We start from the raw sequence: 8,927 nt of genomic DNA, 5'->3' as shown, positions 1-8,927 counted from the left end.
GAGATGGCCCTGCGCTACTACCGCAAGGCGGCGGATGAGGGGAGCGCGCTGGCCCAGGCGTATGTAGCTGAAAAACTGTTTATGGCCGGAACCGCCTATGACGTTGCGGAGCAGATGCGACGCTGCGCGGCTGAGCAGGGGGAAGGTAGGGCTGCAGGGAAACTTGGAATTAATTTGAAAGGTAAAGGGCGCTACCGGGAAGCGATTGAAGCATTCCAGTTGGGGGTGGCTGCTGGCAATGAAAGCTCGGCCAGTTTTTTGGAACATGGATTTAGCGGACCCGAACCGACAGACGGACTCTATTACCTGGGCCAGCAGCCGGATGCGGAGCGGGCCAGGCGTTATGAGCTGATAGGCGATATGCTGGGGCGTTACTCCTACGCCGGTCCGGCGGTTCCGGAAATCAACGATATCGTTCCGCTGCCGCCGGCACCGCTGCCGGAGTGGGACGGCAGGCTGAAGTGGGTGGAGGCGCGCAGGGCCAACGTGCCGCCGGAGAAGCCGACCGAAGCGCTGATAGCGGAGCTGGCGGAGGCGAGGCAGCTGAATCCGGCCACGGGCAGGCCGCTGCCGCAGTCGGCGGATTTTGAACCGGACAGCACCTCCCGGCTGCTGTGTCACAGCGGGGAGGCGTGTTAAAAAGGCAGTAAATGCCAGGCTGTGTCCCTTAACCGGGCGTGGCGTCGATTTAGCACCAGAGACAAAATACACGTTTATACCCGCCATACTTCAGGTTGCATGTGCGTTGGCTTTATTCGGCCCAGAGCCTCACCCTAAAGGGCCGCCGCGTGATTCGGTCTGAGGGCCTCACCCCTTCGGGGCCAGCCCTGAGGCTGTTCAAAACGCGCTGCGTTTTGTCCTGCAACTCGAATTATCCAGGGTATATGTAAAAATAACCCAATCAAACAGGATAAATATATGAAAGGAATTATTCGGACAGGCGATCCACATACCGGTGGTGGAACGGTGCTTAAGGGTTCTACTAAAATGAAGTTCTGCGGCATTGGCGTGGCGCGACTTGGCGATCCGGTTAGCTGCCCAATTATAGGACATGGCCTCACCGTTATTGCCGAAGGCCATCCTGAATTTAAAGATAACGGCATTCCCGTTGCATTTGATGGGCACCGCTGTGCCTGCGGCTGTCGGTTAATTTCGACTCTTCCCCAGGCCGTGGCGCGATAGATATGGCAATAAATTTAAAAGATATACCTGCTCCGGCAGAAACTCCTCGCCCACCAAAGTGGTGGCGATGGCTCCTGTTTCTTATAGGGCTATTTATAACAGGGGGAACTTATGCGATTTTTATTAGCAGCGAGAAAATCGAAGTCAATGCCGCAGAGTTCTGGGAAAATGCGCTGGCGCTACCTTTTATTACATGGATAATTTTTCTGCTGGGACGTCTGGCATGGTATAACGGCCAACTGGCGACGGCGAGGGAATGGAATAAGCGGCGTGAGCGGATTATATTCAATGAAACCCTGCGGGGGCGACGCTATTTATCTATTTTAGAGATAAGTTTACACAGTGCGCTACGTGACGTTACGGATAGTAATGGCGATAAACAACGGCGTGCGCTTCAGGAAAAACGGCAGGCTTTAAAAACCCAGCCTCCATGGAAGGGGCATGAGGGCGTAAAACATAGTCGGCTACCTGCGGAAAAGGGAATAATACCAGAGCAGCTGTTACACAAAAAGCTCACCCAAATTCTGGAGGAGCTGGCTCAACCCCTGGCCGCGATACCTGCAGATGTGCAATTAAACGTCTTAATGGAATATCAGGGCGTTTTAACCGATGAGCAATCAGAGGCGGTATGGCAGCAGTGCCTGGCGGAAAGCCAAATCCGGCAGCCTGTTATACGCATCGAAGGTGAGGGATTGGGCGTTATCGATCGATGGCTGGATGAATCTTCTCATGAGCGATCGTTATTGCTCATAATATCATCGCAGATCGCCCCGGAAAAACCCGACGGAACGGCCGAAGTTGCTGTCGGGTTATTATTGGGGAATCCTGAACAGTCATTCGATATCAGGCCGCGAGCCTCTCTTCACAGGCCGGAGCAGGTGCTTCAGATAAGCGACTTACAGTATGGTATCGAACGTGCCCTTGACTGGGTGCCGCTAACTGAAGAAAACGTGACTCACGGCTGGTTAACAGGGGTTGACGCCAGCTGGAATGTCCCCGTCGCCTCAACGCTGAATGGGCTTAATGTCCCATTAAATATCGGGCGGGATCTTCATAACTTAAATTACACTCTGGGATATCCTGGCGGATCAGCACCCTGGCTGGCGATCTCCTGCGCAGCGGTGGCATCAGGTAATGGTCAGCCACAGCTTATTTTCAGTAGTCACAATCATCCCATGGCCCCTCTGTGGATAACAATTGTGAGCCCTGCATAAAAAATCTGCTGGATACTGAAGAACGCAACACCCCGTTTGGTTTGCCGGAGCGCTCACGCTTTGCTGACGGTATCAGGCCGTCTCCCTTAACCGTTCGTGAACGTCGCTGGCGATCCTTCAGATCCGGGGCAAGGCGTGAGCCGTAAGAGGCCTGGTTATTCCGGATGTACGGCGTGTCACGCGGCAGCGGAGCTGAATGCCCTAGCTAACCCGGTAGCGTTCAGACGTAGCGTTAAACTTATGCCCCCCGCTGCGGAGCGTGTTTTTAGCCCGCTGGCGGAACGTCCGCCAGCCAGGGCTGCAGCGCCTGGCGCGAGCGCTGCAGAACGGCCAGGCAGGTAGCGGCGGGAACCGGATCGGCTCCCCTTACGGGATAGCCGTCGGCGCGACGGTGCATCCGCAGCGGTATTTCCAGGCTGCAGGGAATGCCTTTTTCCGCCAGGGCGTCAAGCAGCGGCGGGTAGTGCAGATCGCCGTCGCCGATGGCCGGGAAAAAAAACTCCCCGTTGCGGACGCTGACGTCTTTGATATGGCAGTGGGCGGCGGCCGGCAGCATCGCCATCGCCCCGGCGATGGGGTCGGCGTCGGGGCGCAGCGACACCATATTGCCCGCGTCGATATTAAAGGCGAGCGCCGGGCTGTTGACCGCCTCTAATAGCGCAAATCCCTCTTCGGCAAGCGCGAAGACGTCGTAATTTGCATCGCCGCCGTTTTCAATACAGAGGGTGCAGCGATGCGTCGCGGCCACCCCGGATAACACCTTCAGGCGTTCGATAATCAGCGCGCGATCGGCCCGGCGTCCCGGGCAGACCGTGAGCCGGCGGGCACCGATAGCGGCGGCAAAGCGAATCCGCTGGCTGAACGCCTCAATGGCGTCATCGGCCGCCAGATTCATCGTGGCTCCGAGGGTGTGGGTCGCCAGGCGATGCTTCTCCAGCAGCGACACGATGTACCCGGCGTGGCGGTCGCTGAACAGCGCCGGACTCAGGCCGCCGACGTAGCCCTGGTTATAGGCCAGCTCCACATAATGAAACCCCGCCCTGGCGATAATCCCGAACGCGATGTCGGTGTCCAGCCCGTCGAACATCGCGGTATTCACTCCTGGGAGTAACGGCATTGCTTCTTCTCCTCTGCGGCCAGCTTAACGGCGCTGAGCCGGTAATGTTGGGTTACCCGGCGTCCGCTTCGGGCGGTCGCCGCTAAGTTAAGCCTCTTCCGGTGGCTGCGTGTCGATACCGTAGAGGCGGCGAGCGTTGTCGTAAAACAGCGCCCTCTGCGCCTGGGGTGCCAGGTCGGCGACGATCTGCTTAAACCCTCGCCAGAGATCCTCCAGTCGAACGCACAGGCTGTCGACCGGGAAGTTGCTGGCGAACATCGCGCGCTGGCTGCCGAAGATCGCGAGGGCTTCGCGGACGATCCGCCGGTTGCGCTCCACGCTCCAGGGGATGCCTTTTTCGCCCAGCCCCGAGATTTTAACCGCCACGTTGTCATACTTCGCCACGTGCTTCATCGCCGCTTTCCAGGCCGCCAGCCCTTCAGGAGAGCGGTCCGCCGGCAGTCCGGTATGGTTAAGGATGATTTGCGTCGTCGGAAAGTCCCGGGCCAGCCGGGCGGCCTCGTCAAGATGCCACCACGGGGTCTGGAGATCGAAGTGCAGACGATGCTTTTGCAGCAGCGCAAATCCCTGTCGCCAGCGCTCATCGCTCATTAAGGAGCGCGTACCGGACTTCGCCTCCTGCGGGGTAGCCGCGCCGCCGGGCTTGTGGCGCACGCTGCGCACCAGCGGCCACTGCGCCTGGGCGGCAAGGAGATCGGCAATATCCGCATGGTGCAGCCAGGCCTGCGCGACGACGGCGTTGGGAAAGCCACAGCTCTGCGCAACGCCGTGGATATAGCGCGTTTCTCCCAGCGGATCGCGCGGGTCCCATTCGGCATCGACATAGACGCTGGCGACAACCCGATGCTCACCGGCGTCGGCAAGGTAATCAGACGGCAGATAGCGGCGTTTGATGGCGCTGTAATCGCCATAGCGGAACGGGATCAGCACCTCCTTCGCCAGCCAGGGGTGCGGGTTGATATCCGGCTCCCAGAAATGCTGGTGTGCGTCGATTATGGGGCCGTTATACATGCGTTTTCCCTCCCTGAGGCAGGCTGGCCGATAAAGAAGCTGCCGATGATATAGACCGCCGAGCAGGCGGCAAAGAACCAGAGCACCGCCTGATAGCCGCCGCTGGCCTGCAGGATCAGGCCGACAATAATGGGGATCGTAATTCCTCCGATACTGCCGGCCATATTCATCACGCCGCCCATCATGCCGACCTTCTCTCTGCTGACCAGCAGCGGCGGCAGGCTCCAGTACAGGCTGCCCCACATCAGGAAAAAGGCGGCGATGCTTAACACCACCACCGCCAGCCGGGCGCTCGCCAGCGCGGGCAGAGAGAGAAAGGCGGCCAGAACGACCGTGCCGGAAAAGAGCAGCAATAGCTTCAGGACCGTAAACTGCCGGTAGCCGGCTTTCGCCAGCGCATCCATGACTATCCCACCGGTGAGCGATCCGACAACGCCGGCCATAAAGATAAAAAAGGTGGCGTTGCCAATGGCGATTAAATCAAAGCCGCGGGCCTGGGAGAGGTAGTTAGGTCCCCAGGTCAGAAGGCCAAAAAACAGCATTGCCCAGGCGGCGCGGCCCACGAGAATTGACCACAGCGTGCGCCCGGCGATCCCAAAGCGTCCGCGGCGGCTGACCTGCTCCGCAGGCGTCTGCCGGGACGCCGGGCTAAGGGCTATCTGCTGTAGCTCCGCCTGATTGACCTGCGGATGCGTCTGGGGGTTATCGCGGATGTAGCGCCAGGCGACCCAGCTTAGCGCAACGGTCGCCAGCCCGGCGATGGCGAAGACCAGACGCCAGGAGTGTAAAATCGCCAGCAGATGGGCGATGATCAAACCGCCTACGGCCGCGCCAAGCGGCCCGCCGCAGTCCATAATAACCGCGCCGCGCCCCCTTTCCCGGCCGGAGAGCCAGATGGCGTTCAGCTTCGCCCCCGCCGGGAACAGCGGCGCTTCCGCCGCGCCGAGCGCGATGCGGGTAAGCAGTAGCGATCCGCCGCCGGTGGCCAGCGCCGCCAGCGTCTGGAATGCGCCCCAGAAGAAGGTCGAGCCGGTAATGACCCGGCGCGGGCCGAAGCGATCGATCGCCCAGCCGCCGGGAATTTGCAGCAGCGCGTAGGCCCAGAAAAAGCTGCTGAGGACGATCCCCTGCATGGCGGGGGAGAGCTCAAACTCCCGGGCGATAGTCGGCATCCCGATAGATAACGAGACGCGGTCGATCAGATTAACGACGACCAGCAGAAAGATAATGGAAAAGATTTTCCACCTGACTCTGGTCGCTCTGATAGCTTCAGGCATAGGTTCACCGTTCTTGTTGAGTGCGGATAGAGGGAGCCGGCGGCCCCCGACCCGCCGACGAAAAGGCCGCCCGCGCGCCGAAGGGCATCAGGCGTTATTGCGCGCCCGGCATCGCCGTCGGCTGGCTGCCTCTGGCCATGCGAATCGCCAGCAGCACGGCCTGTTCGAAGGCCGACGGCGTTGCCGCATTCTGGCCGTACAGGTTGTAGGCCGTGCCGTGGTTGGCCGTCGTGATGGGCACGGGTAGCCCTCCCTGTACGGTGACGCCGCGCTCGAAGCCCAGCATTTTCAGGGCGGTGGCGAACTGGTCGTGATACATCGAAACCACCGCGTCCAGCTTCTCGTTCTGCATCGCCTTCCAGGTGGTGTCGGCCGGGTAAGGGCCGAAGACGGCGATCCCCTGCTGGCGCGCTTTCTCCATGGCCGGGCGAATCAGGGTCAGCTCTTCATCGCCAAATAGCCCGTTCTCTCCGCCGTGCGGGTTCAGCGCCTGCACCGCGATGCGTGGAGCGGCAAAACCCGCCTGGCGCAGGGTGTTGTGCATAAGGATAATGGTATCCAGTATTCCGTCGACAGAGAGCTGGCCCACGATATCGCGGAAGGGGATATGCGAGGTGGCGCGGCCGGCCCAGACGTGGTCAACGACGTTGACTTCACAGCAGAACGAGGTCCAGTTCAGCCGATGGGCGAACCAGTGCAGCTCATCCCGGAAGGTCAGCCCCCCCATATGCATGGCCTGTTTGTTCAGCGGCGCAAAGCAGATGGACTGCGCCAGCCCGCAGCGGGTCAGCTCCAGCGCTTTTTCGAGGGTCTCCAGAATATAGACGCCGCTTTGCGCCGTGGCTTTGCCGTACTCAAAGGGGGCCGGATGGCTGCCGCGATGGTGAATTAAGCACGCCTCACCCACGGTGAGATCCGCCCTCGTCGGGGCGGCGACCTCCCGGTACGGGAAGTGACGATCCGCGATGGCCATTCCCTTTTGTAATTCGTCACGGTCGGCGATGATGATGAAATGCGCCTGCCGGAGCAGCGCGCTATCGGACAGCACTTTGGCTACCAGTTCAGGACCTATGCCGGCAGGGTCGCCGAGCACCATAGCGATGACAGGTAAAGACATACGATTTCCTTAATGGGCAGAGGTGACGGAGGGCTTATCTTGCGGGCGCGCGTCGCCGGCGCGCTTTTTTTCCTGCAGCGGAATATCCGGCCGCATAAAGAACGTCAGGACGATCCCCACCAGCAGCAGGACGACGGAGCCATAGAACGGCAGGCTCCAGTCGCCGGTCCTGTCGATGATGATGCCGAACAGGATCGGAGAAATAATGCCGGCCACGGCCGAGCCTGCGTTCATCAGGCCGCTGGCGATGCCAACGTGCCTGGGCGTGATATCCATCGGCACCGCCCAGATAGGGCCGATGGTTAACTCCAGGCAAAAGAACGCGACGGCCAGACACAGGGTAATAACGGTCATGGAGGAGGAGAGGATCACCGGGATCAGCAGCAGCAGGGCGCAGAGGAAGCTAAAAATAATGACGTTGCGGCGGGCGGCAACCACGTCGCCACTGCGCTTATAGATATAGTCGCTCAGAACGCCGCCGACGGTATTGCCTACCACCCCGGAAAGAAAAACGCCGGAGGTAAACAGGGCCGACGCCTTAATATCCATTCCGCGGCCGTTCATAAAAAAGGTGGGCAGCCAGGTAAAAAAGAGCCATCCCGTCCAGCCGTAGCAGAAGTAGACGCCCATGGTGGGACCCATGCGTTTTAACAGCGCCCCCCAGGGTGTCGGCTCCTTCACCTTCTCCTGGACCTGCGGATCGGGTTCAGGATAGAGGGCTAACTCCTCTTTACTTAACGAAGAGAACTGATGCGGCGTGTCGCGGAACCAGGCAATCCACATCATCAGCCAGATGGCTGTCAGCACGCCGAGCGCGATAAAGGAGAAGCGCCAGGAGTGGGCCAGCACCAGCAGAGCCACCAGCGAAGGCGTGACGGCGTTACCGAAGCGTGAGAACGAATGGGTCAGCCCCTGGACGAAGCCGCGCTTTTCCTTTTTAAACCAGAAGGTAATGGCCCGCGCCTGGGAGGGCAGCGCCGCGCCTTCGCCAACGCCCAGCAGGAGCCGGCTAAGGAATAGCGAGACAAATCCGCCAACAAACCCCGTACAGAGGGTGGCGACCACCCAGATGCTGCCGCAGATAATAATGGTGCGTTTGGCACCGAAGCGATCGCAGAACCAGCCGCCGATGATCTGGAAAACCAGGTAGGTATAGGCGAACGCCGAGAAGATAATACCCAGTTCGGTATTATCGAGACCGATCTCCTCTTTTATTAATGCCGCAGAGGCGGAGAGGTTAACCCTGTCCACATACATCAGAAAAGAGAGGGCACAAAATAACGCAAGAACCTTTGTTCTTTTATTTGTCATTACGCTCATCAGTGTATCCTGCAATATTATCATTGCGTGGTTTCACCCGGCATCATCACCCGGACAGCGGTAAAACCCGTGATTGTTATTTAACAAATGACGTCCTGTTTCATTTGCCGTCAGGGCACAGCACCTTCTTTGGTTTCTTACTTCCTTACTTCCTTCCTTAAATCCGTAGCCGGGCTGGCCTGCCGCTGTGAACAAGCCCTCCGGCAGCGGCGGCGACACAGGGGCCGCGCCGGTAGGTAAGAATGTCAACAACAGGCGATACCACTACCGGGGGCGAGCCGCGCTCTGGCTTTTGCCACCACGTTTTCCACGGTGAAGCCAAACTCCTTAAACAGCAGCTCCGCCGGGGCGGATTCGCCGAAGGTGTGCATTCCCACCACCGCGCCGTTCAGCCCCACGTACCTGTACCAGTAGTCCGCGATGCCGGCCTCCACCGCCACCCGCGCGGAAACCGCTTTCGGCAGTACGGATTCACGGTACGCCGCATCCTGCCTGTCGAACACGTCGGTGGACGGCATCGACACCACCCGCGACTTCACCCCTTCGGCAGACAGTTTTTCCCAGGCGGCTACCGCCAGCTCAACCTCGGAGCCGGTGGCGATGAGAATCAGCTCCGGCTGCCCCGCGCAATCTTTAAGGACGTAGCCGCCGCGGGCGACGTTCGCCAGCTGCTCTGCGCTGCGCTCCTG

The 8,927-nt window shown here is 59.7% G+C and carries 9 protein-coding genes; 3 read left to right on the top strand and 6 right to left on the bottom strand.

Annotated elements, in window-relative coordinates:
- From GJV78_RS23115 to GJV78_RS21770, 3 genes are all read left to right on the top strand, one after another.
- The coding region (locus GJV78_RS23115; protein WP_230979211.1) for a DUF6396 domain-containing protein at positions 1–639 on the top strand (639 nt) is incomplete at its 5' end.
- Between the two features lie 279 nt (positions 640–918).
- Positions 919–1,182, top strand: a complete 264-nt coding sequence (locus GJV78_RS21775; RefSeq protein ID WP_155110198.1) for a PAAR domain-containing protein — start codon at positions 919–921, stop codon at positions 1,180–1,182.
- A gap of 2 nt (positions 1,183–1,184) precedes the next feature.
- Entirely contained in the window at positions 1,185–2,396 is a 1,212-nt protein-coding gene (locus GJV78_RS21770; RefSeq protein WP_155110197.1) for a hypothetical protein, read from the top strand.
- A 265-nt stretch (positions 2,397–2,661) separates the two neighbouring features.
- Here GJV78_RS21770 and GJV78_RS21765 read toward each other — a convergent pair whose 3' ends face one another.
- The 6 genes from GJV78_RS21765 to GJV78_RS21740 all read right to left on the bottom strand — a co-directional run.
- On the bottom strand, positions 2,662–3,513 hold the full coding sequence (locus GJV78_RS21765; protein ID WP_155110196.1) for a sugar phosphate isomerase/epimerase family protein: 852 nt from the start codon (positions 3,511–3,513) through the stop codon (positions 2,662–2,664).
- An 87-nt stretch (positions 3,514–3,600) separates the two neighbouring features.
- The gene (locus GJV78_RS21760; RefSeq protein ID WP_155110195.1) at positions 3,601–4,524 is read right to left on the bottom strand and encodes an amidohydrolase family protein; all 924 of its coding nucleotides are present in this window, start codon (positions 4,522–4,524) and stop codon (positions 3,601–3,603) included.
- Positions 4,506–5,801, bottom strand: coding sequence for an MFS transporter (locus GJV78_RS21755; protein WP_155110194.1), 1,296 nt, complete (start codon positions 5,799–5,801; stop codon positions 4,506–4,508). The genes GJV78_RS21760 and GJV78_RS21755 overlap by 19 nt, the downstream gene beginning before the upstream one ends.
- A gap of 94 nt (positions 5,802–5,895) precedes the next feature.
- Positions 5,896–6,918, bottom strand: coding sequence for a 4-hydroxythreonine-4-phosphate dehydrogenase PdxA (locus GJV78_RS21750; protein WP_155110193.1), 1,023 nt, complete (start codon positions 6,916–6,918; stop codon positions 5,896–5,898).
- 9 nt (positions 6,919–6,927) lie between these two features.
- Positions 6,928–8,238 carry an MFS transporter gene (locus GJV78_RS21745; protein WP_155110192.1) on the bottom strand — a complete coding sequence of 437 codons (1,311 nt, stop codon included), beginning with the start codon at positions 8,236–8,238 and terminating at the stop codon, positions 6,928–6,930.
- Between the two features lie 245 nt (positions 8,239–8,483).
- Positions 8,484–8,927 (bottom strand): transketolase-like TK C-terminal-containing protein (locus GJV78_RS21740; protein WP_330998841.1); only part of this gene is annotated, 444 nt, incomplete at its 5' end.

Source organism: Intestinirhabdus alba, assembly GCF_009711095.1.
Taxonomy (GTDB): domain Bacteria; phylum Pseudomonadota; class Gammaproteobacteria; order Enterobacterales; family Enterobacteriaceae; genus Intestinirhabdus; species Intestinirhabdus alba.
This window is presented reverse-complemented; position numbering and strand designations above follow the sequence as displayed.